The 24,489-nt window shown below is 59.1% G+C and carries 27 protein-coding genes; 20 read left to right on the top strand and 7 right to left on the bottom strand.

Annotated features, from left to right (window positions below; genetic code table 11):
- Positions 1-46: 46 nt before the first annotated feature.
- On the bottom strand, positions 47-433 hold the full coding sequence (locus SIAM614_RS02070) for a RidA family protein (RefSeq protein ID WP_006931666.1): 387 nt from the start codon (positions 431-433) through the stop codon (positions 47-49).
- 81 nt (positions 434-514) lie between these two features.
- Here SIAM614_RS02070 and SIAM614_RS02065 point away from each other — a divergent pair, with 81 nt between their 5' ends.
- Complete coding sequence (locus tag SIAM614_RS02065) at positions 515-1,045, top strand: Lrp/AsnC family transcriptional regulator (protein ID WP_006931665.1); 531 nt, start codon at positions 515-517, stop codon at positions 1,043-1,045.
- A gap of 24 nt (positions 1,046-1,069) precedes the next feature.
- On the opposite strand, the gene SIAM614_RS02060 is transcribed toward SIAM614_RS02065, so the two are convergent.
- Positions 1,070-1,630 (bottom strand): helix-turn-helix domain-containing protein, encoded by a 561-nt coding sequence (locus SIAM614_RS02060; RefSeq protein ID WP_006931664.1) that lies wholly within the window; start codon positions 1,628-1,630, stop codon positions 1,070-1,072.
- On the opposite strand from SIAM614_RS02060, the gene SIAM614_RS02055 reads away from it, so the two are divergent.
- Positions 1,614-2,132 (top strand): hypothetical protein, encoded by a 519-nt coding sequence (locus tag SIAM614_RS02055; RefSeq protein WP_229597929.1) that lies wholly within the window; start codon positions 1,614-1,616, stop codon positions 2,130-2,132. The two genes, SIAM614_RS02060 and SIAM614_RS02055, sit on opposite strands and share 17 nt — an antisense overlap.
- 144 nt (positions 2,133-2,276) lie before the next feature.
- On the top strand, positions 2,277-3,947 hold the full coding sequence (locus tag SIAM614_RS02050; RefSeq protein ID WP_006931662.1) for a formate--tetrahydrofolate ligase: 1,671 nt from the start codon (positions 2,277-2,279) through the stop codon (positions 3,945-3,947).
- A gap of 434 nt (positions 3,948-4,381) precedes the next feature.
- On the opposite strand, the gene SIAM614_RS02045 is transcribed toward SIAM614_RS02050, so the two are convergent.
- Complete coding sequence (locus tag SIAM614_RS02045) at positions 4,382-4,894, bottom strand: anthrone oxygenase family protein (RefSeq protein WP_006931657.1); 513 nt, start codon at positions 4,892-4,894, stop codon at positions 4,382-4,384.
- Between the two features lie 87 nt (positions 4,895-4,981).
- Here SIAM614_RS02045 and SIAM614_RS02040 point away from each other — a divergent pair, with 87 nt between their 5' ends.
- The 7 genes from SIAM614_RS02040 (at position 4,982) to SIAM614_RS02010 (ending at position 11,731) form a co-directional block, all read left to right on the top strand.
- A complete protein-coding gene (locus SIAM614_RS02040) occupies positions 4,982-5,599 on the top strand; it encodes a TetR/AcrR family transcriptional regulator (RefSeq protein WP_006931655.1) in 618 nt (205 codons plus the stop codon).
- A 178-nt stretch (positions 5,600-5,777) separates the two neighbouring features.
- Entirely contained in the window at positions 5,778-6,482 is a 705-nt protein-coding gene (locus tag SIAM614_RS02035) for a corrinoid protein (RefSeq protein ID WP_006931653.1), read from the top strand.
- 5 nt (positions 6,483-6,487) lie between these two features.
- Positions 6,488-7,156, top strand: coding sequence for a DUF1638 domain-containing protein (locus SIAM614_RS02030; RefSeq protein WP_006931651.1), 669 nt, complete (start codon positions 6,488-6,490; stop codon positions 7,154-7,156).
- Between the two features lie 113 nt (positions 7,157-7,269).
- Entirely contained in the window at positions 7,270-7,572 is a 303-nt protein-coding gene (locus SIAM614_RS02025) for a virulence factor (RefSeq protein ID WP_040438943.1), read from the top strand.
- Positions 7,565-8,458 carry a methylenetetrahydrofolate reductase gene (locus SIAM614_RS02020; protein WP_006931646.1) on the top strand — a complete coding sequence of 298 codons (894 nt, stop codon included), beginning with the start codon at positions 7,565-7,567 and terminating at the stop codon, positions 8,456-8,458. The genes SIAM614_RS02025 and SIAM614_RS02020 overlap by 8 nt, the downstream gene beginning before the upstream one ends.
- On the top strand, positions 8,459-9,415 hold the full coding sequence (locus SIAM614_RS02015) for a methyltetrahydrofolate cobalamin methyltransferase (protein ID WP_006931643.1): 957 nt from the start codon (positions 8,459-8,461) through the stop codon (positions 9,413-9,415).
- Between the two features lie 279 nt (positions 9,416-9,694).
- Positions 9,695-11,731: an ASKHA domain-containing protein gene (locus tag SIAM614_RS02010; protein WP_006931642.1), complete on the top strand. Its 2,037-nt coding sequence runs from the start codon at positions 9,695-9,697 to the stop codon at positions 11,729-11,731.
- A gap of 54 nt (positions 11,732-11,785) precedes the next feature.
- Here SIAM614_RS02010 and SIAM614_RS02005 read toward each other — a convergent pair whose 3' ends face one another.
- Positions 11,786-12,673, bottom strand: a complete 888-nt coding sequence (locus tag SIAM614_RS02005) for a DUF1194 domain-containing protein (protein ID WP_006931641.1) — start codon at positions 12,671-12,673, stop codon at positions 11,786-11,788.
- A gap of 96 nt (positions 12,674-12,769) precedes the next feature.
- Here SIAM614_RS02005 and SIAM614_RS02000 point away from each other — a divergent pair, with 96 nt between their 5' ends.
- The 7 genes from SIAM614_RS02000 (at position 12,770) to SIAM614_RS01980 (ending at position 16,979) form a co-directional block, all read left to right on the top strand.
- Entirely contained in the window at positions 12,770-13,591 is an 822-nt protein-coding gene (locus tag SIAM614_RS02000) for an enoyl-CoA hydratase (RefSeq protein WP_006931640.1), read from the top strand.
- A 35-nt stretch (positions 13,592-13,626) separates the two neighbouring features.
- A complete protein-coding gene (locus SIAM614_RS01995) occupies positions 13,627-14,061 on the top strand; it encodes a DUF3052 family protein (RefSeq protein WP_006931639.1) in 435 nt (144 codons plus the stop codon).
- 134 nt (positions 14,062-14,195) lie between these two features.
- Positions 14,196-14,726 (top strand): CoA-binding protein, encoded by a 531-nt coding sequence (locus SIAM614_RS01990; protein ID WP_006931638.1) that lies wholly within the window; start codon positions 14,196-14,198, stop codon positions 14,724-14,726.
- A gap of 105 nt (positions 14,727-14,831) precedes the next feature.
- Complete coding sequence (locus SIAM614_RS01985) at positions 14,832-15,017, top strand: hypothetical protein (RefSeq protein ID WP_006931637.1); 186 nt, start codon at positions 14,832-14,834, stop codon at positions 15,015-15,017.
- Between the two features lie 130 nt (positions 15,018-15,147).
- Positions 15,148-15,279, top strand: a complete 132-nt coding sequence (locus tag SIAM614_RS33280; protein ID WP_267871934.1) for a hypothetical protein — start codon at positions 15,148-15,150, stop codon at positions 15,277-15,279.
- 135 nt (positions 15,280-15,414) lie between these two features.
- Positions 15,415-15,540, top strand: a complete 126-nt coding sequence (locus tag SIAM614_RS33275) for a hypothetical protein (protein ID WP_267871933.1) — start codon at positions 15,415-15,417, stop codon at positions 15,538-15,540.
- A 158-nt stretch (positions 15,541-15,698) separates the two neighbouring features.
- Complete coding sequence (locus SIAM614_RS01980; protein WP_006931631.1) at positions 15,699-16,979, top strand: O-acetylhomoserine aminocarboxypropyltransferase; 1,281 nt, start codon at positions 15,699-15,701, stop codon at positions 16,977-16,979.
- Between the two features lie 274 nt (positions 16,980-17,253).
- On the opposite strand, the gene SIAM614_RS01975 is transcribed toward SIAM614_RS01980, so the two are convergent.
- Complete coding sequence (locus SIAM614_RS01975; RefSeq protein WP_006931630.1) at positions 17,254-18,348, bottom strand: COX15/CtaA family protein; 1,095 nt, start codon at positions 18,346-18,348, stop codon at positions 17,254-17,256.
- Positions 18,349-18,496: 148 nt separating this feature from the next.
- Between SIAM614_RS01975 and SIAM614_RS01970 the strand changes: the two genes are divergently transcribed.
- Positions 18,497-18,712, top strand: a complete 216-nt coding sequence (locus tag SIAM614_RS01970; protein WP_006931629.1) for a DUF2842 domain-containing protein — start codon at positions 18,497-18,499, stop codon at positions 18,710-18,712.
- Here the strand turns inward: SIAM614_RS01970 and SIAM614_RS01965 are convergent.
- Positions 18,672-19,766, bottom strand: coding sequence for a polysaccharide deacetylase family protein (locus tag SIAM614_RS01965; protein ID WP_208983868.1), 1,095 nt, complete (start codon positions 19,764-19,766; stop codon positions 18,672-18,674). The genes SIAM614_RS01970 and SIAM614_RS01965 overlap by 41 nt on opposite strands.
- A gap of 352 nt (positions 19,767-20,118) precedes the next feature.
- Here SIAM614_RS01965 and SIAM614_RS01960 point away from each other — a divergent pair, with 352 nt between their 5' ends.
- A complete protein-coding gene (locus SIAM614_RS01960; RefSeq protein ID WP_157139621.1) occupies positions 20,119-21,141 on the top strand; it encodes a GNAT family N-acetyltransferase in 1,023 nt (340 codons plus the stop codon).
- Between the two features lie 34 nt (positions 21,142-21,175).
- Here SIAM614_RS01960 and SIAM614_RS01955 read toward each other — a convergent pair whose 3' ends face one another.
- Entirely contained in the window at positions 21,176-23,674 is a 2,499-nt protein-coding gene (locus tag SIAM614_RS01955) for an exopolysaccharide transport family protein (RefSeq protein ID WP_006931620.1), read from the bottom strand.
- A gap of 197 nt (positions 23,675-23,871) precedes the next feature.
- On the opposite strand from SIAM614_RS01955, the gene SIAM614_RS01950 reads away from it, so the two are divergent.
- A complete protein-coding gene (locus SIAM614_RS01950) occupies positions 23,872-24,429 on the top strand; it encodes a polysaccharide biosynthesis/export family protein (protein WP_040438785.1) in 558 nt (185 codons plus the stop codon).
- Positions 24,430-24,489 lie beyond the last annotated feature (60 nt).

Here is a 24,489-nt window from a genome sequence, read left to right as displayed (position 1 = left end):
TGCACTCTCCTGCCGCCGCCTGATTTGGCCTTGGCTCCTGCTTCACTTAGGCGGCCGCGACGATCTCGATTTCGATCAGCCAGTCTGGTGCGAGTGTCTGGACCACAATGGCCGTGGTCGGCACGCGCCGGTCGCCCAGCGCCTTCAGGCGCGCCGCCTGGTTCCTTTCGGCAATGTCCGGATCTGTCAGATAACTTGTGACGCGCACGATATTGTCGGTGGTCATGTCAGCCTCAGTCAGGATCCGGCGCAGGTTCGCCCAGACCAGATCGAGCTGTTCTTCGAGGCTTTCCGGGGCCTTCCCGGATGCCTCAAGCCCCATGGTGCCACTGACGAATAGCTGTCGATGTGCACCTGCCACTTCGAGTGCATGCACATAGTCGGGAGTGGCCGGATAAATGCCCTCACCCGGGTTGATTGTCCGCTCTATCAAGCTGAAGATCCTTTTGCCGAATTTCTTTCCGGAAATGACTGTCTGATCGAACAGAATTCATCGCAACAAGGATCTGACCGAATGAAATCAAATAAAGAGACCGTTCAGAAAAACAGCTCTTCTGGCCGCCCCGTGGACGCCTTCGACCGAAGAATATTAGGCGAACTGGTGCGCAACGCCCGGCAGACCTATGCCGAGATCGGAACCAAGGTCGGGCTCTCGGCGCCAGCGGTACATGACCGGGTGAAGCGGATGATCGCGTCCGGTACCATTTCCTCCACCAACGCCGCCATCGACCCGATGGCCGTCGGCAAACCGTTTCTGGCGTTCGTACATGTGGATGCCAGCGGCTGGGGCAAAAGCGAGCGCATGATGAAGCTGCGGGACTTTCCGGAAGTGGAGGAGCTCCACTCGGTCACGGGCGACTGCTGTGTCATCCTGAAAGTGCGCACGGCGAATGCCGATGCAATGGAACGCTTCCTCGCCCAGGTCTATGCCCTGCCGGGCGTAAGGGCGACCAGAAGCTATGTGGTGCTGACGACGTATCTCGACAGGCCGGTCCAGGCAGAAGTCACGGAAACATGGCCTGACGTTCCGTTGCCGGTTGGGTAAGAGATATGGCGTGGCTCGCTACGTTCAGAACTTCACCACCATCAGGATCGCCCGTGCCGGGCCGCCCACCGCGGCAATGCAGTGAGGCACGTCAGCGGCGTAACGGGCCGTGTCACCCTTGCCGATGACGCCTTTGGCGACACCCGAAGTGACTTCAAGCTGGCCGTCTTCCGCTATCAGTTGTTCCCGTGTTCCGCGCTCGTGGGGTTTGCTCTCCAGCTTGCCGCCTTGGGTGAAGATCAACTCGTAGATCTCGAACCGGCCCGTGTCCTGCGGCGGCGAGAGGATGCGGATTCGGCAGCCATCCCCTGCCCTGTCGAGCGCTGGGGTCTGATGTTCATGCACGATCTCGACCCGGTCTTCAGCAGTTTCCTCTCCCAGCAGACCTGCAAAGTCGACATTCAGGGCTCTGGTCAGATTGAGCAGGGTCGCGACGGTCGGGTTGGATTCTCCACGCTCGATCTGGCTGACCATGGAGCGGGAAACGCCCGAGAGCTTTTCAACCGCCTCAAGCGACAGGCCCTGCGCGCGCCGCGCTTTCTTGAGGCGGGCCGGCAAGCGGGAAAGAATGTCTGAATCTGTCATGACGGAACTAAAATCCGTTTCGCCAGATATTGCAATTTTCTTTTCCCGTCATCCAACTGTCACAAATCGTGCTAGCTTCGCATCGGCCAGTTCAAAAAAAGCAAAAATGGCCATTGTCTTCCGGGGGGAACACATGAAAGCGATACCGCGTCTTTATTTTGCAACGGCCGCACTCTTTGCCCTGATCGGCATGGGGTGGGGCATCCACATGTCAGCGACCACAGATCACACATTGTCACCTGCACATGGGCACCTGAACCTCATCGGTTTCGTGATGATGTCCGTCTTCGGGGCTTACTACGCTCTTGCCCCAAAAGCGGCCGCCGCGCGCCTTGCTCTCATTCACTACGGTTTGTCGGTTCTCACCATCATTGTGCTGGTGCCGGGGATCGTATTTGCGATCAACGCAGAAGGGGAAATCATGGCCAAGGCCGGCTCCGTTCTGGCGGTTCTGACCATGCTTGTTTTTCTGGTAACAGTGCTGCGCAACCGCGCCGATTAAGCTGCCGTCGCTTCCGGGGCGCATCCTGTCGCTTTCGGAACATTTGCTGCACCGCCCTCTCCCATAGCGTTCCCGCATAAGCTGGGGCGGTGCATAACCGCATCCGGAAAACAAGAATTCGGAAACGCTTCGGAGAGAGACCCCATGGCCAGCGATATTGAAATTGCCCGTGCAGCCAAGATGAAACCTATTCAGGAAATCGGCTCGCGGCTGAATATTCCTGAAGACTCTCTCCTGCCCTATGGGCGCACCAAGGCCAAGATTTCCGCCGAGTACATTGCCAACCTGAACGGCCGCAAGAATGGCAAGCTTATCCTGGTGACCGCGATCAACCCGACCCCGGCCGGCGAAGGCAAGACGACCACCACAGTCGGCCTTGGCGACGGTCTCAACAGGATCGGCAAGAACGCGATGATCTGCTTGCGCGAACCTTCACTTGGCCCCTGCTTCGGCATGAAGGGCGGCGCTGCCGGTGGCGGCTATGCGCAGGTCGTGCCGATGGAAGACATCAACCTGCATTTCACCGGCGACTTCCACGCCATCACCTCCGCGCACAACCTGCTCGCCGCCTTGATCGAGAACCACATCTACTGGGGCAACGAACTAGGCATCGACATTCGCCGCGTCGCCTGGCGCCGTGTCATCGACATGAACGATCGGGCGCTGCGTTCCGTCGTCTGCTCGCTTGGCGGCATCGCCAACGGTTTCCCGCGCGAATCCGGGTTCGACATTACGGTTGCGTCTGAAATCATGGCGATCCTTTGCCTGGCGACTGATCTCGATGATCTGCAGAAGCGGCTTGGCGATATCATCGTTGCCTACCGGCGTGACCGTACGGCGATCACCGCCCGGGAACTGGAAGCGGACGGTGCCATGACCGTGCTGCTGAAAGAAGCAATGCAACCGAACCTGGTTCAGACACTGGAAAATAATCCGGCCTTCATCCATGGCGGCCCGTTCGCCAACATCGCTCACGGCTGCAACTCTGTGGTCGCGACCCAGACGGCCTTGAAGCTGGCCGACTATGTGGTGACGGAAGCAGGCTTTGGTGCAGATTTGGGCGCCGAGAAATTCTTCGACATCAAATGCCGCAAGGCTGGCCTCACCCCGGATGCCGTGGTGATCGTCGCCACCATCAAGGCTCTGAAAATGAACGGCGGCGTTGCCAAGGAAGACCTCGGCACCGAAAACGTCCAGGCCGTCAAAAAGGGTTGCGCAAACCTTGGCCGCCACATCGAAAACATCAAGCAATTCGGCGTGCCTGCGGTTGTTGCCATCAACCACTTCACCGCAGATACCGACGCCGAAGTTCAAGCGGTCAAGGATTACTGCGCCGAGTACCGCGTGGACGCGATCCTGGCGACCCATTGGGCCAACGGCTCAGCCGGAACGGAGGAACTTGCCAACCGCGTGGCAGTTCTGGCCGAAAGCGGCGCAGCCCAGTTCGCCCCGCTTTACGACGACAGCCTGTCTCTCTTCGAGAAGATCGAAACCATCGCGAAGCGCATCTACCGGGCCGACGAAGTGCTGGCGGACAAGTCGGTGCGCGACCAGCTCAGACGCTGGGAAGCGGACGGCTTCGGTCATCTGCCGGTCTGCATGGCCAAGACCCAGTATTCCTTCACGACCGACCCCCAGCTTCGCGGTGCGCCAACCGGCCACAGCCTGCCGGTCCGCGAGGTCCGGCTGTCGGCGGGTGCCGGTTTCATCGTGGTGATCTGCGGGGAAATCATGACAATGCCGGGCTTGCCGCGCGTGCCGTCAGCCAACCACATCAAGCTGGACGAAAACGGCCAGATCGAAGGACTGTTTTGATCACTTGAGATTGACGCTGACTTCCAAAGGAAAGGTGGGTCTATGGACCCGCCTTTTTTGCGTGGCACGCTCTTCACAGTCACTTAGCCTGCGGCAGAGTGAATCCCCCTCCCCGCATCATTGCAGGACAATCCCTTGCGAACCAAGCGGTGAAATTGCCTCGAATGAAGGCTGCACAAGAAGAAGTCAAACGGCATGGATGCCATGGTCGAGCCATGGCATGACGAAGATTAAGGCAAAGATGGAGCGGCTTGCCTGCCACCAAATTGCATACACCATCATAGAAAGTACCAACCCGTCCCTTCCTCCGTCATTGCAGGGCTCGCCCCTGCAATCCATGCCGAAACATCGCCTCGAACGAAGGCCGCGCTTGCGTAGGTGAAACAGCGTCGATGCCATGGTTGAGCCATGCATGAAGAAAGTTGAGATTTTGGCTAGGCAGAGCGCTGCGGATTTCGGCCGAGCAGAACCAGACCGACTGCCGCCAGCAGCAACGAGAGGCCTGAGAAGAGTGTCCGGGTCTGGTTCCACATCTGCCACGGCTCGGAATAGGACCGCCAGAGCGTAGCCGCATCATTCAGGTCTTCTGGGATTGTGGCACCGGCAAGCTCCAGGTTCATCGGCACGTTGACCATAACCGTCAGCATCATCCCGCCGAGCGCGTAGGTGAGCGCAGCGGCGATAAACGAGGCCCCCGCCGCGCGTTGCGCGCACATCAGGCTGAACACCCCGGCAAGCGCGAGAACGAATGGCGTGCCGAAGAAGGCGGGGGCAAAGACCGCGTTTCGAACCGAGGCGTTCATCGCCTGCATGGCCGCGATCGCAATGCGGGGATCTGCAGCGTCTAGGCCCCACATGGTTGAGCAGATCCAGGCGTAAAAGAAACCGAAAATGGCCCCGGCAAACAGCACAGCCAGAAGACCGGTTCCAAGTGCAAGTCTATACATCGCAGCCTCTAAGACCGTAATTTAGTGTACGGATTGTATTTTCCGTAACATTGATTACGGTTTCAGGCAAGCAACGGAGAGACCGGCATGCGGGCGGAAGCCAGAGAAAGACGGAAAACAGCCATTGAAACGGCGGCGATCGAGCTGCTGCTTGAGGAAGGCTATGACAACATGTCGATGCTGGCCGTCGCCCGAAAAGCCAAGGCCTCAAATGAAACACTTTACCGTTGGTATGGCGACAAGACCGGATTGTTCGCGGCGCTGGTGGACCGCAACGCCGAGGACATCCGCCTGGCGCTGAAAAGCTGTATGGGCAACGCCTCTGCCCCGGAGCAGGCGCTGAAACACTTTGGCCGAAGTCTGCTGGGTGTCCTGACGAACCCGGCAGCGATCGCTCTCAACCGCGCGGCGGCTGCCGATACCACGGGCACGCTCGGAGCAGCCCTTGCAAGAAGCGGCCGCAACGCGGTCCTGCCGCTCGTGCAGGATCTTATCGCGCAAGTGCAGGACCAGGGATTTCTGGCAGACATTGAAATGGCGGCGGCCGCCGAACTCTACCTGTCTCTTCTGATCGGGGATCTTCAAATCCGGCTGGTGACCAGAGCGCTACCACAGTTGCCGGAAACCGACATCGACGCCCGTGTGGACAGCGCGTGGCACGCGGTGCGACTGCTTTCAGGCGGCAATACTGCCAACGCCTCGTAAGTTTAGACAGCTACAAACATTTCCCGTCAGTGCGCAAAATTGGCACTGAATGGCACGGCTTGATTTGCCTGTCGCGTAAACGACTAGCCGTGTCGCTTTGGAGATATCGGCGAATCCGGCTTGAGGCATAAGGTTTTACACTAAGTTGATGGCCTGTTGCGCCTGGTTGGAGCTACCCATGTCTGACGAAGACGATATCGATCTCGCCTCCCTCTCTGACGACGAACTTGTCGAGCAGATGCATGATGACCTTTACGACGGTCTTCAGGAAGAAATCACGGATGCCGTGAACATTCTTCTGGAACGCGGCTGGGTTCCCTACGACATCCTGACAAAGGCTCTGGTCGAAGGCATGCGGATCGTCGGCGTCGACTTCCGCGATGGCATCCTGTTCGTTCCTGAAGTGCTTCTTTCGGCCAATGCCATGAAGGCCGGCATGAGCATCCTGCGTCCGCTGCTGGCGGAGACCGGCGCACCGAAGGTCGGCAAGATGGTCATCGGCACCGTGAAGGGCGACATCCACGACATCGGCAAGAACCTCGTCTCGATGATGATGGAAGGCGCCGGCTTTGAAGTGATCGACATCGGCATCAACAACCCTGTCGAAAACTATCTGGCTGCTATCGAAGAGCACCAGCCGGACATTCTCGGCATGTCGGCCCTGCTGACCACCACGATGCCTTACATGAAGGTCGTCATCGACGAAATGAAGGCCAAGGGCATCCGGGACGATTATATCGTGCTCGTCGGCGGCGCGCCGCTGAACGAGGAATTCGGTGAAGCTGTCGGTGCGGATGGCTATTGCCGCGACGCGGCCGTTGCTGTGGAAATGGCGAAAGATCTGATCGCACGCCGCCACAACATGCTGGCCAACAAGGGCTGACGACAATGTTCAAGGAGGCTGCCGAAATGCTGGTGGGCGAGCCTCTCTTTCCGGTTGAGACGGATGGGAGCGCGGACGACAAGGTCGGCCGCGTTCTTGTTATTGCCTGCGGCGCTCTTGCGCGCGAGATCGTCGCCATTCGCGAGAAGAACCGCCTCGATCATCTCGATATCACCTGCCTTCCGGCGAAGCTGCATAACACCCCGGACAAGATCCCGGATGAAGTCCGCCGGACCATCCTGAAGAACGCGGACACCTACTCCGACATTCTGGTGGCCTATGGCGATTGCGGCACTGGCGGCCTGCTCGACAGGGTGCTGGAGGAAACCGGCACGCGGCGAATCGAGGGTGCGCACTGTTATGCCTTTTTCACCGGCATAGACGAATTCGACCAGATGGAAGACGACCAGCTCGGCACTTTCTATCTGACCGACTTCCTGGCCCGGCATTTCCAGACCATGGTCATCGAGCCGCTGGGCCTCGATTGGCACCCGCACCTGCGGGACATGTATTTCGCCCATTACACCCGCGTTCTCTACCTCGCACAGACCGATGATCCGGCACTTGAGGATGCAGCACGGCGCGCTGCGGACAGGCTCGGCCTGCCGTTTGAAATGCGCCGGACGGGGTATGGATTGCTCCAGCCGTTTCTGGGCAAGGGCCCGGCGGACTGAGCGTCGCAAAATAGCATCCGGACAAGTCGGTTTTTCACGTGATGATGCCGGTATCAGGCGTCCTGGGTCAGCAAGCTTCCGGCAATTATGTTTCTCAGGAGGAAGTTCCGAGAATGGCGCAGAAAATCATCGTTTATTGGCGGGACATCCCGGCACAGATCCTGGTGAAACAGGGGCGTAAATCCGCCCGACGGGAGCTGCCGGCAATGTTCATGGAAGCCATTGACGCCTGTGCGATGCGGATCGGTGCGAAGGACAGCGACGCCTACATGGCGGAGTGGCGCCGGACCGACCCCGTGTCCGTCTCGGACGACCTGGAAACGGAAGCGGACGCGGCCCTGACCGACCTGGTCTCTGCCTATCCGAAAGAGAGACTGAAAACCCTGCTCGCAAATGGAGGCTCGGAACATGACTGATCAGCGCCTGTTGGCCAATGGGCGGCTTCCCGCCTCTACCGAAATGTCTCCCAAGCAGGTGGTCGAGAAGACCGAGCTTCTGGAATTTATTCCAGCCGGCACGCAGGTCTATGTCACGGATCTGGGCAACTGCTCGGAAGACATGATCATCGATGCCGCCCGCACCCTGCGCGACAACAGGCTGACCGCCGTTCCGCATATGGCAGCCCGCCGCTATGCCAGCCGCGAGGACTTCGAGCGCCGCATCACGCGGCTGACCCAGGAAGCCGGTGTGACCGAAGTTCTGGCCATTGCGGGCGAAGCTGAAAAGGCAGGGCCCCTCACCTCGTCCGTTGCTCTCCTGGAGACAGGCCTCTTCGACCAGCTCGGCATCCAGAAGATCGCCGTTGCAGGGCACCCCGAAGGCGCGCCGGACATCAAGCCGGAGGTGATCAAAAGCTTCCTGCAGCGCAAGCACGAACTCGCCCGCCAAAGCGATGCCGAGTTCCGCATCGTGACCCAGTTCGGTTTCGATCCGCACCGGGTCAGCCTGTGGCTGGACGAGCTGCGCGAATGGGGTAACGAATTTCCGGTTCATGTCGGCGTTGCCGGTCCGGCCAAGATGACGACCCTGTTGAAATACGCCGCTTTTGCCGGTGTTGAAAACTCCTTCAACTTCCTGAAAAAACGCGGCGGTGCGGTTGTCTCCATGCTTTCGGGCTACGACCCGGACACGATGGTCGATCCGCTGGAGACCCGCGTCACCAGCCAGCCCGACACCCAGTTGGCCCAGATTCACGCCTATCCCTTCGGCGGTATCCAGAAAACCGCTGAGTGGCTGCTAAGCCGCGGGAGTTGGTCTTTTCAGACCTCGTCTTCAATCCTGACTGCCAATGAGAGCGCATAAATGACCCGCACTGTTGTCGCCTCCGCCACCAAGGAAATCATCATTGGTTTCGATCAGCCCTTCTGCGTGATCGGCGAGCGGATCAATCCGACCGGCCGCAAGAAGCTGGCGGCGGAAATGGCCGAAGGCAACTTCGAAACCGTCAAGGCCGATGCCCTGGCCCAGGTGGCCGCGGGCGCGACGATGCTCGATGTCAACGCCGGCGTGACTGCGGTCAATCCGAACGAGACCGAACCGCCGCTTCTCGTCAAAACTCTGGAGATTGTTCAAGAGCTTGTCGACGTTCCCTTGTCTATCGATTCATCGGTGACGGCCGCCATCGAGGCAGGCCTTGCGGTTGCCAAGGGCCGCCCACTGGTCAACTCCGTGACCGGTGAGGAAGAGAAGCTGGAAGCGATCCTGCCTCTCATCAAGAAATACAACGTGCCGGTTGTGGCGATCTCCAACGACGAGACCGGCATTTCGGAAGACCCGGACGTACGCTTCGAGGTGGCCAGGAAGATTGTCCAGCGCGCAGCCGACTATGGCATTCCCGCGCACGACATTGTCGTGGACCCGCTGGTCATGCCGATCGGTGCCATGGGAACGGCCGGTCAGCAGGTGTTCCGTCTGCTGCGCCGACTGCGTGAGGAACTGAAGGTCAACACCACCTGTGGTCTTTCCAACATTTCCTTTGGCCTGCCGCATCGCCACGGCATCAATGCCGGCTTCATTCCGATGGTCATCGGCGCCGGCATGACGTCCGCGATCATGAATCCGTGCCGCCCCCAGGAAATGGAAGCCGTGCGTGCTGCCAACGTGCTCAACGGTGCCGACCCCAATTGCCAGGAATGGATCATGGCCTATCGCGACCACCAACCGGCGGCTCCCGGTGCTGTGGCGGCACCATCCGAAGGCGGAGCGTCCGCTGGCGGCCGGCGCCGAGGAGGCCGCGCAGCCCGCCGCTCGGCAGGCTGAGCTTTAAGACATAACAGTTTGCGGTTCTCTCCCCTCCGCAAACGGGGTGGCTTTTCACCAAATTCAGGATGGGACCCCCACCCCAATCCCCTCCCCACAAGGGGGAGGGGTTTTGCGTGTCCAGGGGCACGTTTCAATCCGCAAGAGCCGAAGTCGTCGTCAGGATGACTTCGTTACGACAGGTACAGCCCAAAGCCGCCTCCCTTTCACCGAGAGAGGTTACGGGTCGGGGGATATCCCCGCAGAGTTTACAAAACTGATAGCGCAAGAACCGCAGCCATGACCGAAACAGTCAAACACGCCAAAGTCGTTTTCCAGCCAAGTGGGCGCCGGGGAACCTTTCCCGTCGGCACACCGCTGCTGGATGCAGCCCGCTCTCTCGGGGTCTATGTGGAATCGGTCTGTGGCGGGCGCGGGATCTGCGGGCGCTGCCAGATCACGATTTCCGAGGGCACTTTTACCAAGGAAAACCTGACAAGCGCAGCGGAGAACCTGGAAGGCGCCACCGAAGCGGAAACCCGCTATGCGACCTTGCGCAAACTTCCTGCGGACAGGCGGCTTTCCTGCCAGGCAAAGATCCTGGGCGACCTTGTCGTCGATGTTCCGACCGATGCACAGACCAACCGCCAGGTCGTGCGCAAACGCGCAGAGGCTCGCAACATCGAAGCCGACAGCGCGATCTCGCTGGTATCCGTTGCGATTGCCGAACCAGATATGGAGACGCCGCGCGGAGACGTTGACCGGCTGCGCGAAGCCCTGATTGCCAAGACCGGAATTGCCGACCTCACAATCGACCCGATCCTGCTGACGAGTGTGCAGACGACCTTGCGCAAGGGCAATTGGCAGGTAACTGCCGCCATCCACGAGGACAGAGGCGTCCTGCCAACGCTGGTGGCGCTCTGGCCCGGTGAAAAGCCCGCGGTCTACGGTCTTGCGGTCGATATCGGCTCCACCACCATCGCCGCCCATCTGTGCAACCTGCAGAACGGCCGCACGGTTTCCTCTGCCGGCACATCCAACCCGCAGATCCGCTTCGGCGAAGACCTGATGTCGCGGGTGTCCTATGTGCAGATGAACCCGTCGAAACTGCCGGATCTGACAAAGGCCGTGCGCGATGCCATCAACGCGCTGATCGGCAAGCTGGTCGGTGATGTCGGGGCGGAACGTTCCGATGTGCTCGACGCGACCTTTGTCGGCAACCCGGTGATGCATCATCTGTTCCTCGGCATCGATCCGGTGGAGCTTGGCGGCGCTCCCTTTGCACTGGCGGCTTCCGATGCCATGGTGCTGAACGCGCGCGATCTGGGCCTTGAACTGAACCCGGGAGCCCGTGTCTACATGCTGCCCTGCATCGCCGGACATGTCGGCGCCGATGCGGCGGCTGCAACGCTTGCAGAAAGCCCGTACAAGCTTGACGAGATAACACTGCTTGTGGATGTCGGCACCAATGCGGAAATCGTGCTGGGCAACAAGAACCGGCTGCTGGCAGCTTCTTCTCCCACCGGCCCCGCGTTCGAAGGCGCTGAGATCTCCTCCGGCCAGCGCGCTGCACCCGGCGCTATCGAACGCATCCGCATCGACAAGGAAACGCTCGAGCCGCGCTTCAAGGTGATCGGCGTCGACGAATGGTCGGACGAAGAAGGTTTTGCCGAAAAGGTCGACACTGTCGGCGTCACCGGCATCTGCGGCTCGGGCATCATCGAGGCGGTTGCCGAGATGTATCTAGCCGGGCTCATCACCGAAGATGGCGTGATCAATGGCTCGATGGCGGGGCGGACATCGCGCGTTCAATCCACCGGCCGGACGTTCTCGTATCTGGTTGCCAGCGAAGGGATCGAAATCTCGATCCTGCAGACGGACATTCGCGCCATCCAGCTTGCCAAGGGCGCGCTTTATGCCGGCGTCAAACTGCTGCAGGACAAACTTGGCACCTATGATCTGGACCGCATTCGTCTGGCCGGTGCCTTCGGCAGCTATATCGACCCCAAATACGCAATGATCCTTGGGCTCATTCCCGATTGCCCGCTGGAAGGTGTCTCCGGCGTCGGCAACGCAGCCGGCACAGGCGCGCGCATGGCGCTGCTCAACCGGGGCTACAGACGCGAGATCGAACAGACCGTGCGGGATATCGAAAAGATCGAGACGGCGCTGGAGCCGAAGTTCCAGGAGCATTTCGTCAATGCCATGGCCCTGCCCAACAAGGTCGATCCCTTCCCCAACCTCCGGGCGGCCGTCGAGTTGCCGGAGCGCAAGGAGGCCGACGCCGGTTCGGATGCAGCCGGTGGAGAACGCAGGCGGAGGCGGCGCCGGGGCTGACGGTCTGAACGCAAAAGCCGGCAAGCACGATACGGCGGCAGACCGGATTTGCCGCTACTGATCCCAGAAATACTGCTCGCGCATGCGCCGCCAGATCTTTTCGCCCACGAGGCAATCGTAAGGTTCCTCGAAGGTGAATTGGGCCGGGATGACTTGCGGCTCGGGCGGTTTGACACCGCCGATCTCCAGAATGAGTTTGCGGCGGACGGCTTCGGGAAACTGTTCCCAGTCGTTCACCGGAATGACGAAGCTGGCGGGTCCGCCGATGACACAGCGTTGATAATAGACGTCAAGATCCGGAATATTGAACTGGAAGCCCATGCCTCCGGTGGTCATCAGCGGCAATCCGTTGATCACCAGCCCGGCCTCCACCGCGGCATCGCGGGCCTGCACCACGGGTGCTCCCTGGTTGTTGGGACCATCCCCGGAAATGTCGATCACCCGCCGGTCCGCCTTGAACGGGGCGTCGGCAAGCAAGGCCGAGGCATGCCAGATCGCGCCGGAAATCGAGGTTCGCCTCTGCCCGTAGGTGTTGTCTGCCAGAACCTTGTCGGCAAACGCCTCAGCGTCCTCCGCATTCTCAATCACCGACCACCCGACAATCTCACGCGCGTGGCTTTCATTGGCCCATTCAAACATCATGAGAGCGATCCGACCGTGAGCACCATAGCCGATTGCCCGGACCACCTCCGGACTGGCGATGGCAGCGGCATAGCCGCGCCGCTGGATCTGGAGTTCTTCCGGGGACATGGAGCGCGACACGTCGACCGCCAGAACCAGAGCGACGTCGACCTGTTCCTGCGCGAGCGCGGGACCAAGAGACGCCAGCAGCAAAGCGGCTGCGCCAGCAAGCGAGCGGACTTTGGAAAGCCTCCACATGCCGAAAGGATAGCCGAAACCGGAGGAACCGCCAGCAACTTGACGCTTCGTCAGATAAACCATCTGTGATCGGAGGCCGTCACCAGCCGAAGGGACACTTTCGCCGCCGTGCCCGCCTCGGCTATAACAACAGCAAAGCCAACCCTGAAGGAGCGTTCCATGTCTGAAACCGCCGCAAATGACGAGATCCAGAAGCCGATGCTCGCAACGCTTCTTCATGAAGGCGTCTACCGGATCGTGATGCAGCGGCCGGAGCGGATGAATGCGCTGTCGAGCGAGATGATGACCGCTCTTGCCGGCGAGTTGCGCAAAGCCGGTGAAGACCCCGCCGTGCGTGTTGTCCTGCTCGGTGCGGAGGGCAAGGTGTTCTGTGCGGGGCACGACCTGAAGGAACTGACAGCCGCCCGCGCAGAAGCAGACGGCGGCAAGGCCACCTATGAGCGGATCATGCGTCAGTGTTCGGACCTGATGCAGCAGATCGTACGCCTGCCCAAGCCGGTGATTGCCGTGGTGACGGGCGTTGCAACCGCAGCCGGCTGCCAGCTGGTTGCCTCCTGCGATCTTGCCATTGCCACCGACACGGCCACCTTCTGCACGCCTGGCGTCAATATCGGCCTCTTCTGCTCCACGCCCATGGTCGCGCTGTCGCGCAATGTCGCGCCAAAGCAGGCCATGGAAATGCTTTTGACCGGCGAAAGCATAGATGCGTCCACGGCCAAGGATTTCGGCCTGATCAACCGCATCGTCCCGCGCGACTACCTGGAGCAGGTCGTTCAGAAATACGCTGAATCGATTGCTTCCAAGTCCTCCAAGACGCTGAAGATCGGCAAGGAAGCCTTCTACCGTCAGTTGGAAATGCCACTGTCGGATGCCTATGATTTTGCAGCACAAACCATGGTGGAGAACATGATGGCCCGGGACGCGGAAGAAGGCATCAACGCCTTTCTGCAGAAACGCAAACCTGAATGGACAGACAGCTGATCCGGCCTGCCGCTTCGAGGCATCAAGGATAACATATGCCTGAAGCCGGTTACTCCGGACGTCCGCTGTCCGCAAAACTTGGACTGAAACCCGGAATGGTTTGCTGGCGTCACCAGATGCCGGAAGACATTTCCACCTTGCTGCAGATACAAGAACCTGGCGTGGTCCTTCTTGCCGCGCCCGAGCCTGCTCTTGATTGCGCACATGTGTTTATCACCGAACGGGTGGATCTCGCCGGCCATCTGGCAGCCCTTCGGGACTTGCTGGCCCCCAACGGCATGATCTGGGTGTCCTGGCCGAAAAAGGCCAGCAAGGTTCCAACCGATATCACCGAAGATACCATTCGCGAACTCTGCCTGCCGATGGGCCTTGTGGACGTCAAGGTTTGTGCGGTCGACGAAACCTGGTCCGGATTGAAGCTGATGATCCGCAAGGAACTCAGAAAGGATCAGGCGGCAAAGCTGGCCTGAGGCTTTGCCGGTAACTGACCCGGCCGTCACCGTTTCACAATTCTTCGAGGAAGACCGGAATGCGGCACAAGGCCCCTTGCGGCCCGGCGGCATTTCGCATTGGATAGCCCGTCAAATCTGAGGATCTCCATTCCATGAATCACGACACTTATGCGGACGCCTATATCAAGGGCATTCTCGACGAAGTGAAAACCGTCGCCATGGTCGGCGCGAGTGCCAACAACGTTCGGCCGTCCTATTTTGTGCTGAAGTATCTTTTGTCCAAGGGATACGAAGTGTGGCCCATCAATCCGGGTCAGGCGGGCAAGGAGATCCTGGGTCAGAAGGTCTATGCGTCTCTGGACGAATTGCCTGCAGTGCCGGACATGATCGATATATTTCGCAATTCCGAAGCTGCCGGCGCAATCGTTGACGAAGTGATTGCCAGCGGAAAGCTGCCCAAGGTCATCTGGATGCAACTGACCGTCCGCCATGACGAGGCTGCGGCGCGTGCGGAAGCAGCCGGTATCAAGATGGTGATGGACCGCTGTCCGAAGATCGAATACGGCCGCTTGTCCGGCGAAATCGGCTGGGCAGGCGTAAATTCCAGAACGCTTTCCTCCAAGCGCCCTGCCCTGAAATCCGGGTTCCAGCATCGTGGGCTTTCCGGGAAAAAAGAAAGCTGATTTCCCCGACACACCAGCTTCGCACAACGCCCGCCCGGTAGCTCGTTGACCGAGATCCGGGCGTCCCGGATACTCAACCGGATGGCATCAGCAGCGTGAGGCAGCATGACCCAGGACCCGACCTTGTTTACCGCATTCGAGTGGGTTCTCATGGCCATGGCGGGTCTGGTCGCCCTGCTGCTGTTTGCCTTCGTGAACAGAGCCGAACACGGCTCGCCCTTCGCCCATCGCGACGAAACCTGGACACGCGAGCAAGCCGGTTCCGGCGAGCGGGAACAAAGTGGCGGTTAAGTCGGGGGCAATGTATGCACTCTTGCTGCAAAGCCCTGCATGTTTCTGCTATAGTCACCCGATCGGGGTGAGGCTTTGGTCTGCTTTCCGGCGGGTATCCGCCTTTGAAGGCAGCTTCAAGAGGGCATGGGTGATGATTTTCGGGCTGGCGACTGTCGCTTTCGTCGTCTGTATTGCGGTGCTGATATATCTGCAGAAAACGGCTGCGGGCAAAGCCCGCGATGCCAAACGCTCGAAAGGCGTTCCGTCCGACGAAATCTGAAAATTTTAATTTCTATTTATAAGAGCTTTCACTCAATTTGCCCCGAATACCGGCGAATTTCTTTGCGCTTCATCCATAAGACATCGTTAACTTTATCCCTCGTATTGGCATTTCTGAAACGCGAGGGAGGCCGCGTTGTTTGCTGTCCTCGGAGATATGACCTTTCTGGCCTGGGGCCTGCCGCTTCTGGCGGCCGCTTTGCTGTTCGGTGTCTATTTCGGCGTAAAGCTGGAGAACCGCAACACCCGTTCCCACCATTAGGGACTTTCGCCATGGTGCGGCCGGTGTCGACCCAGGCCAATTCAGCCTAAAGCTTTGACAAACTTAATTTCCTTTAGCTTACAAAACCGCAAAATCGTTCTTTGACCTGTCCTGCGGCTTCGGTCAAACTGGCCGCCAATCCAACAGGGAGGTCTTTTATGAGCGAAAATATTCCGGGTTTTTCCACTCTTGCGATTCACGCTGGCGCAGCGCCGGATCCATCGACAGGCGCACGGGCGACGCCGATTTACCAGACCACTTCTTTCGTCTTCGATGATGTCGATCATGCCGCTTCCCTGTTCGGTCTGCAGGCTTTCGGCAACATCTACACCCGGATCACCAACCCGACGACAGCCGTTCTGGAAGAGCGTGTTGCAGCGCTTGAAGGTGGCACCGCCGCGCTTGCAACGGCTTCCGGCCATTCAGCGCAGCTCCTGTGCTTCCACAGCTTGATGCAGCCGGGCGACAACATCGTGGCTGCCAACAAGCTCTATGGCGGATCGATCAACCAGCTCAAACATTCTTTCAAAAGCTTCGGCTGGGGCGTGAAGTGGGCCGATCCGGCCGACATGTCGTCCTTTGAAGCTGCCATTGACGACAGCACACGCGCAATCTTCATCGAGAGCCTCGCCAATCCGGGCGGCATCGTTGTCGACATCGAGGCAATTGCGAAAATCGCAAAGGCCAAGGGTGTGCCGCTTGTAGTCGACAACACCATGGCAACGCCTTACCTGTGCCGCCCGATCGAACACGGTGCGGATATCGTTCTGCACTCGCTGACCAAGTTCATGGGTGGCCACGGCAATTCCATGGGCGGGATTATCGTCGACGGTGGGAGCTTCGACTGGTCTGCCAGCGGCAACTATCCGCTGCTGTCCCAGCCGCGGCCGGAGTACCAGGGCATTGTTCTGCACGAGACCTTCGGCAATTTTGCCTTCGCCATCGCCTGCCGTGTGCTTGGCCTGCGCGATCTCGGCCCCGCAATTTCTCCCTTCAACGCCTTCATGATTCTGACAGGCATCGAAACCCTGCCTCTGCGTATGCAGCGTCATTCGGACAACGCCAAGAAAGTCGCGCTTCATCTTGCAGCCCATGACAAGGTGAAATGGGTGTCCTACGCAGCTCTGCCGGAGGACAAGCACCACGACCTGCAGCAGAAGTACATGCCCAAGGGTGCAGGCGCGGTCTTCACCTTCGGCGTGGAAGGCGGGTACGATGCGGGCGTGGCACTGGTCAGCAAGGTGGAGCTGTTCTCGCACCTGGCCAACATCGGCGACACGCGCAGCCTCATCATCCATCCCGCGTCCACGACGCACCGCCAGCTCTCGGACGAACAAAAGACTGCTGCCGGAGCAGGCCCGGATGTGGTGCGTATCTCGGTCGGGCTGGAAGACGTCGATGACATCATCGCCGATCTCGATCAGGCGCTCGCCGGATAAGAAGCAACAACCTAAAAAACAAAAAGCCCGCCGATTGGCGGGCTTTTTTGTGGTCTCCATTCCCGGTCAGTCCTCAAGGCCTTAGGTGAAACGAAAATCGGGGGTCGGCGAACCACTGCGGCTCAACTGATTTCACGAACATACTCAGCCCTGTTCCTCCCCGATCCAGGCGCGTGCTTCGCTTGGTCGGGATGACAATGGAGGAACATAAAGCGTGGAGTAAGGAGTTTCCTCACCCCAGCCTGTTTCCGCGTAAACGTACCTTTTCCAGAGCCTAGGTGCGGATGGCAAACGGGCCTTTCAGCACGGCCACATAGTCGACCGCAGCCGCCAGGACGATGACCGCGAAGCCCTGATGCACCAGGGCGATGGACAGCGGCACGTGCCACAGCAGTGTCAGAATGCCAAAGAGTGCCTGAAGCAGCACGAACCCACCGACATGAGCACCTGCCCGGCGCAGTTCCTTGCGCCGGCTCACCCGGAACGTCGCCCAGGCCAGCGCAACACCGGTGAACACCAGAACGTAGGCCATCATGCGGTGCTGGAACTGGACCGTCATCACGTTTTCGAAAAAGTTCAGCCAGATCGGCTGAATGGCCAACATGCCGCGTGGGATGAATTGGCCATCCATCAGTGGCCAGGTGTTGAAGGTCAAACCGGCGTTCAACCCGGCGACGAGACCGCCCAGGAAAATCTGGACAAAGACCAGGCAAAGGACCAGTTTCCCCAGCCCGGCGAGACGCTCCTGTTCTACGCTCTCAGGTTCTGGCAGCGGTGTGAGCCGCCTTGCGATCCAGAAAAGATAGGCAAAAATGAACAGTGCGAGCGTCAGATGGGTTGCCAGCCGGTACTGGCTGACATCCACACGGTCGACCAGTCCGGACGCCACCATCCACCAGCCGACGAACCCCTGCAGGCCGCCAAGCGCAAGGCCGACAAGCAATCTGGGTTTCAGCCAGGGCTCGATCCTTCCGGTCGCCCAGAACGCCACCATTGGCACAAAGAACGCGACACCGATGAAGCGGCCAAGCAGCCGATGTGCCCATTCCCACCAGAAGATGAATTTGAATTCCTCCAGGCTCATGCCCTTGTTGATGAGCTGGTATTCAGGAATTTGCCGGTATTTTTCCAGCTCTTCTTCCCACTCGGCTTCGCTGAGCGGAGGAATGACACCGTGAATGGGCTTCCACTCGGTAATCGACAGGCCGGATTCGGTCAGCCGCGTTGCTCCGCCGACAACGACCATGGCCAGGATCAGCGCACACACGCAGTAAAGCCACCATCGGATGAGAGCCCTGTTCTGCCTCACCTTTTGCAATCTGGCCGGAAGCATCTGTTCGCTCTTCACACCTTCTGCAACTGCAATCATGACCCGCTTCCGGAAATGTTTATCGTGAGTTTGACCTTTGGCTTGCGGAGATATAGGTGCAGAAGCAAGACGGCAAGCGGTCCGGGACGTTTTGCGGCAAAAGGTCCCTCATCGCGGCTTCACTCACGCATTACGGACACGCCTGACAATGGTTCCCTCGTTTCGCAAGTTTATCGGCATGGTGCTGCTGGTTGTTTTCGTGGTGGTCTACGCGCTCATCGCGATGGTGATCGGCGACATGACCCTGCAGCAGTCCTCCAACACGGTCCGCTTCATCTACTTCGGCATCGCCGGCCTGGCCTGGGTGATCCCTGCGGGGGCGATTATCTGGTGGATGGAAAGAGGCGGGAAAAACCGGACCTGACGCCAAAACCGTTGGCGGCCCACCGGGCGGCCCGGTACAGCGCGAAAGGTGCGCCTGTCAGATACTGGTCGATGACTGCAGGGTCCTGAAAACGCCCATTCAGCGAGACGCGCGGCAACATCATCAAGTCACGTGCGTTGATGGATTGCAGCACCCCGGGAAGCGTCGTTACAGACGAAGCAAAACCGATCTCCCGCAAAATATCCGCATCGCGCTGAGAGACCGCGTGTGATTTTCCATACGGATAGGCAAAGTGCTTCGGCCGGCGCCCAAGCTCTTCCTCGAGCCGTTCCAGCCCCTTGCTCACGTCTTTACAGGCAGCGTCCGCGTCCAGCCGCGCCATGGCGAAATGATTGTGGCTGTGTGCACCGATGGTCACCAGCGGATCGCCAGCCAGTTGGCGCGTCTCGTCCCAGGTCATCATCTGCGCGTCCGCAAGAGCTTGCAGATCAACGCCGTATCTTTCGGCAAGCGCCCGAATGATCTTGCGCTGATCCAGTTCGCCGACTTCCAGCGTCAGATGATCGACGATCTTATCGAAACACGCGTTCTTTTCCGCCAGGGTTCTGCACGGGATACCGGCAGTATCGTCCGCTTCGGTGAAGACCACTTCCTCGTTTTCCGCGATGATCTGCTCCAGGGCGAGCCACCACAGCTCACTGGTGCGGTCGATCAATCCGGTGGTGACGAACACCGTGAAAGGGGCATCCAGTTCCTTCAGGACCGGATAGGCGACAGTCAGATTGTCCCGATAGCCGTCGTCGAATGTCAGAACCGCATAGCGGCGATGCCCGTAACCGGACTTGAGCAGGTCGACGGCTTCGTCCATGGAGATGATTTCATAACCGTTGGCGCGGATCCGCTCGATCGCAAGTTTCAGAAACTCGGGCGTGATCTCCAGATGACGGTTCGGCTGAAAAGCATCAAGACGTGGCGGCCGGACGTGGTGCATCATAAACACGGCACCGCAGCCCTGGGTAAACGGCGCCAGCATACGGCCAAGCCCTGTTCCCTTCAGCACACTGAATGCGCGTGTAATCGTTTTTTGCCGCATGCCCATGTGGCCGAGATGTCCACTTTGCTAGAATGTGCCAGTTAGGCACGGTTTCTTTAACAATTATTGCTAAATCTATCGAGACTTAGCTCGATCTGCCAGCGCGGCGTCCAGTGTGTCCTTTATGTTCGTTCAAAATGGTTTATCCAATTTTCAAAAGCCGTTTCAGCCTGTTCACCATGCGCGCGGTTGTGAGGTGAGCACCATGGTCAGCGCCGATCTTGAATTGTCCATATTCACGAGGCTTAGCGAAGCACTGGCCGACTGGCAACAACTAATGAGTGTGCCGCACAGCAATCCGTACCAGTCCCCCTCCTGGCTTTGCTGCTGGTTCGAAACGATTGGCAGGAGCTTGAATTGCACCCCGGTAGTCGTCGTCGCCCGACATCAGGGTGAGCCCGTCGTCATCCTGCCTCTGCAACTGGAAAGGTCCGCCGGCACGTCCACCCTGACATTTCTAGGTCACCAGAACGGCAACCAGAATACCGGGCTCTGGAATGCCGATTTCTATGGCAAGGTCACTCCGGCAGAGATGCAAGACCTGCTGTCTTCCGCCTGCCGGCAGACCGGGGCAGATCTCCTGAAACTGGAAAACATTCCAGACAATTGGCACGGACGCGGCCATCCGCTGGTCTTGGAGAGTGCAACACCAAGCCCGAGCCCTGTTTTTGCCTGCGCCCTGCCCGCCGATTTCGGTCAACTGTTCAACGCCACACACAGCAAGTCGGCACGCAAGAACCTTCTGCGCAAGGAGCGGCATCTGCGTGACGCTGGCGACTACCGGGTTGCCAAGGCCGTTGACCGCGCAGACAGGCAACGCGGCCTGGACGCCTTTTTCGAACAACGCGCCGTCAGAGCGAAAGCGGCGGGCATCCCCAATGCCTTCTCGCAAGCCCCGGCCAGGACGTTTCTCTCCAGCGCGCTAGGGCTCAACGCAACCACCGACATGAAGGGTGAGGCCAGTCATCCGCTCGATCTTTGGTACCTAGAAGCGGGAGGTCACATCCGGGCAACCTATCTGTGCGCCGAACATGGAAAGACCCTTTACGCTTACAGCAACAGCGTTGCCCACGACGACATGTTGCCCAACAGCCCTGGTCTGGTGCTGATCAAGGAAATCATCGAACGGGCCTGTATGGACCCAACGCTCGACACACTTGATCTCGGCCTTGGGGAAGAACGTTACAAGACCGACTGGGCGGAGCCTGTGTTGCTCAAGGACAGTCTGCTCGCGATAAGCTGGAAGGGGGCGTTACGCTTGCGCCTGGAGGCTGCGCGGTTGAAAACCAAGGCCCATCTGCGCAATTCAGCAACCCTCTGGCCGCTGATCCGGCGTCTGCGAAAGTGGAAAGCAGACTTCAGTCAACGCAGCTGAGTAAAGCGCCTGCCCGCCAGTGTGGGCCCCACCTTCAGGCGGCGTGGCCATCGCCGTTTTGCCGAGGCCCCGGACCGGCACCACCTGCTATCACGACTTCCACCTTGGCTCCTGTGTTGTGCGCCAGAAGATTCGCCGCGCTTTGCAGCTCGTGACTGTGATCGGGGGCGGACGCGGCGATCAGGACCCTGTCCGCGAAGCTCAACATGCGGGCACTTGCCAGCGATCCATCAATCGCGCCAAGATCAACGACGACGGTTTCATATGTCGACTTGATTGCTTCAAGAGCCAGTTTGAAACGCTCCGAATTCACCATCTCGTCCGTGATCTCGACCCGGCCCGCCTCGATGATATGCGCCTTCGACCCTGCATCCCTGTAGACCACCTTGGCGAAGGGAGCAGACCCGGCGACGATGTCCGAAAACCCTTCCGCGCCCTTCGGGTTGGACTGGTCGGGGAAGACCTCCATGATGAGCGAGGACTTGCCGCGTCCTGCGGCCTTCCGGATCAGGTCGAATGCGAGTTCGTGAGACAGGGCTTCGTCATCGACACTCAGAACAACGACGCGTCCTGCCGCTTCGACATCGTCCGCATGCGTCGTCTTCAGTTGTTCTTCACGCTTGTCACGTCTGCCGGTTTTTGTTGCCGCGACAGCAGCGACTGCCGTCACGTCCGCTTCCGGAGCATCCGCATCGGGGTCCTTTGAGCCCCGCATGTCACCCACCCGATCTGGATTGCCCTCCTGATCATCGCCGGTCTTTGTTTTGCGCCTAAGAAACTTGCCGGACAGAAGCCCGACGCGTCTTTTTGATCGCACGGTTTTTTCCGATGGCTCGGGTTGTGGCCCGGTTTGTGACTCCGGCGTTTGCCCAGAACCTGCTTCTTCGGCAGGTTCCCGGATGCTTTCAATGCTTTCCTTGCTCTCTATGCTCTCAGGCAGGTCCGGTTCTGCTGCGCGAAGCGTATCGGATTTGCCCCATTCACCAGGTTCAATCCTGTAACTGGCGACGGTCTGACCATAGCCCCCTCCCCAGCCAGGGTTTTCACCTCGCATGAACTCGTCAGGTCCGCTCTGCGGGCGGTCTTCCATATGCGGTGCAACGCGCTGTCCCGCAGAAGTGCCATCCTGCATTCGGTAGAGCGCGTTGCCGTTCAGGAATTCACGCATGAGCACAAAGGCGCACCCCAGAATGAAGGTCACAAGTGCGGCGATGATTGTGCTGGCAAGGATTTTGGGCGAAGCCGGTTCGACCGGCACACTGGCCCGGGAGATGATCCTGGCATCGGCGGGCAGAACCTGTGCCCGCAAGCGGGAATCGGCTTCCTGATAACTTAAAAGCAACTGATCAAGTTGGGCTGCCTTGGCATTGGCCCCCCGTTCCAGTTCCGCGAGGCGCGCCTGGTCGGCGTTGGACTTCGCGGCCGCCGTTTTCAACTCGTCGAGGCGTTCTCCAAGCGCCTTCGCGCGTTGGTCTGCCACCTTGGCATCGTTTTCCAGACCCTGCAGGATCTTGCGCGCTTCCGACCGGAGTTGCCGGTCATAGTCGCCAAGCTGAGACTGCAAAGCCTTCAGTTGAGGATGGTTGGGCAGCAGCGTGATGGAGAGTTCGGCAATGTTCGACTGAATTTCGACCTGTCGCTCGCGAAGGCGCTGAATGAGAGCGGAATTCAGAACATCGCTGGCAGTTTCAAGCGAAGCGCCCGAATTCAACAGTTCGCGAATGAGATCGGCTTTTGCCTGCGACTCGGCTTTGGCGGACTGGGCGTCGGAGTAAGCCGTGCTCGTTTCGGCAAGCTGCTGCTGATTAAGCGGGATATTGTCGGCACCAATCAGAAGGTCGGCGCGGGCGCGGAAATCAGACACTGCCTGACGGGCGGCCTGAACCTCCCTGCGAAGTTCGACAATCTGGGGTTCCAGAGCGGCTGAGGCCTGCTCGGTCGTCTGACGTTTGGCGCTGGACTGAACCGACAGATATTCATCGACAATCGTATTGGCTACCTTGGCAGCCAGAACCGGGCTTTCGGCCGTGTAATCGACCGCGATGACGCGGGAGCCTTCCAGCCGGTAGATTTCCAGGTTCTTGTAATAGTGTTTGAGGACCCTTTCCTCCTGGCTGTTGCCTTCCGTCTCGGTGCCGAGCCCGACCAGAGACAACAGAAGGTTCACAAGGCTGCCGTCGTCATTGGCATCGAATTCGGGAATTGCAGCAAGGTTGAGCTTGCTCGCAACGCGACGCGCCAGGTCAGCGGACTTGAGAAGCTGCACCTGGCTGACAACACCTTCGCTGTCCAGCAGGGCCCGCTCCTCCTCCTGCCCTCGCGAGGCACCGGGCAAATTGTCCGTGCTTTCAATAATGAGCCGCGCTTCGCCCTTGTATTTGGGCGCAACAAACTGGAGCCCCAGAAAGACGGCAACGGTTACGAAAAGCGTGAGCGGCAACAGCCAGCCCAGAGATCGGGCGATCGTCCGCAACAGACCACCCAGATCCAGCGCCATATCGTCTTCGGAATGTGTCTGCCGTTCAGCATTCATCGATTGAAACTCCAAAATACCGGCAAACTATGTCGAATTATGGTAAGCGTTCGGTTAAGCTGGGTACAGTCTCCCAGGCAGCCCTGTTAATTAATGCATGCGCAAATTTGACAGGGGCTCCAGCATGTCTTTTGTGCTCTTCACCCTCAATTAACCATAAAGCGCGATCCTGTCTCCGAATTGTAGGAGAGTCGTTGATGCGAACGAGAGCGCTTGTTGTCCTGGGCCTGTGCCTGGGCCTTGCTGCATGCAGCGGGTACAGACAGCCGCCGACAGCGTTTCACGAAACACTGACCCAGCCTTACCGGTTGGACTCAAGCGATAAGCTGCGCATTATTGTGTTCGGCCAGGATGACCTGTCCAATACCTATGTTGTTGATCAGGCAGGATATATTTCCTTCCCTCTGGTCGGCAGCGTTGCTGCGCGCGGCAAGACCCAGCAAGGATTGGCAGCCGAAATCGCAGCCAAGCTGCGCCAGGGTTATATCCGCGATCCGGACGTCTCGGTGGAGGTCGATACCTACCGCCCGATCTTCGTCATGGGTGAAGTGCAAAATGCGGGCCAGTACAACTACGTTGCCGGCATGACCGTTCAAAATGCCATCGCAACAGCGGGTGGATTCAGCTCGCGGGCGCTTCAATCCAATGTGGATATCACCCGCCAGCTCAACGGTGAAATTCTAAACGGCCGTGTTCCTATTTCGGACCCGGTGCGTCCTGGTGACACAATTTACGTCCGCGAGCGTTATTTTTAGGGCTTCGCCAAGTTAACAGTGGACTCACCACCCTTTGTTAGGATGCAGTCTCAGTGCCCC

Source organism: Roseibium aggregatum IAM 12614, assembly GCF_000168975.1.
Classification (GTDB): domain Bacteria; phylum Pseudomonadota; class Alphaproteobacteria; order Rhizobiales; family Stappiaceae; genus Roseibium; species Roseibium aggregatum.
Note: the sequence above shows the minus strand (reverse complement) of the source record. Positions and strands in the feature narration are given on the sequence as shown.